The sequence below is a fragment of the Nocardia sp. NPDC058497 genome (genome assembly GCF_042720195.1).
Taxonomy (GTDB): Bacteria; Actinomycetota; Actinomycetes; order Mycobacteriales; family Mycobacteriaceae; genus Nocardia.
In genome coordinates this window covers 1-1,523 of record NZ_JBHXMY010000927.1, presented here as the reverse complement: position 1 = coordinate 1,523, position 1,523 = coordinate 1, and the positions used below count along the sequence as shown (strand labels likewise).

General features: G+C 67.9%; 1 pseudogene. It reads left to right on the top strand.

Annotated features, from left to right (window positions below):
• Positions 1-63: 63 nt before the first annotated feature.
• Positions 64-1,523 (top strand): annotated as a pseudogene (locus ACFWPJ_RS32530) (hypothetical protein); the annotation flags it as partial.

Sequence of the window (1,523 nt, the reverse complement as noted above, 5' to 3'; positions counted from 1 at the left end):
TCCCCCCACAAACCGCCCCACCCCCGCCCCCCCCCACCCCCCGCGCCAGCGCGGCCCCCCAGCTTGGACACCGGGGCGCACAGCGGCGCCGTAACCGTCTCCGCCCTCCAAAACCCAGCACGCGCCCTCGAACAACTCAACACCCCCGACACCGACACCCCGACCGCGAAAACCCTCGAACAGCACATCGAAACACCCGAGCTGGAAACCCTCGAACAAACGCTGCCCACCGACCCGAACCGAACCGTCGCGAAGGAAATCGCCGGTGCAGCGGTGACCCCGCCCGCCGATCCCGGCGACGCCAGCATCAACAAACTCAACCCCACCACCGACACCGCAGACAGCGGAGGACACCGGCCCGCCTCCCAGCAGTCCCCTGCCACCACCTACGCCCCACCGCAACAACAGGTCCAGACCGAACCGCCGGTTCAGGCCGAACCGCCCGTTCAGGTCGAACCACCGGCCCAGACCCAACCACCGGTCCAGACCCCACCACCGGTCCAGACCGACGCTGCCCGCAACCACACCCTCGCCTACACCGCGCTACAGAACACACCCCGATTCAATATCGGATCCGGCGCAGGCACGGCTCCCGGCATCGGTGACGGCGGCGCGATCATCCCGCCACGCCGACGCCCCGACACCGACGGCATCCTGCTCGCGGTCTACGACGGACTCTGGCCCGGCACCACCGGATTGCTGGACGGCAAGCCCTACACCCACCTCAAACCGCTCGACTCCTACCCGTTCCCCAAAGAAGCCCACAACTACACAGAGGGCGCGGAATGGGAATCGGTCCTGCCCGACGGCCGCCGCGTCATCAACCGCATCCCCTTCGGCAACGGCACCAACACCGTCGACCAATACATCCAAGACGCCAACGGCAACTGGATCCACTCCCGCATCGTCGACAACGGCCACGGCGGCTACCAACGCTGGACCGACACCCCCAACGGCTCCACCTACGCCAACAGCCCCGACGGCGACCTCGCCGAACGCTGGATCTTCGCCCCCGGAACCCCCACCACCGGCGAACCCGACCACATCTACACCATCGACCAGCAACGCACCGACCGCGACACCCTCGACGGCAACATCCCCACCACTCCCGAAGGGTGGGAAGCGTTCCGCTCCCTCAACCAGGCAGGCGTGGGCGCCGAGATCAACCCGCCGAACATGCCCCCCGGCTACACCGGCAACCAACTCGAACAAGACCTCGCCGTGCTGTCGTGGCTACCCGAGGGCCAAGCCGGAACACCCCAACAGGCACTCCGCGACGCGGCAGTCACGCGCGTCACCGCTGCCGCCACAGCAGGCAAGGGCGCAGACCTGCCGAACATCGTCTACGACCAGCTCACCACCAAATACCTGACCGACATCAACTACACCCCCGCCCAGCTACGCGCCGACCTCGACCTCATCAACGACCCCACCCTCCTCCCGGGCTTCACCGGTCCGGTCGCACCCGGAGCCCTCGACGCGGTCGACGCCGCGAAAACCCGACTCGCCCAACACGCCTACAC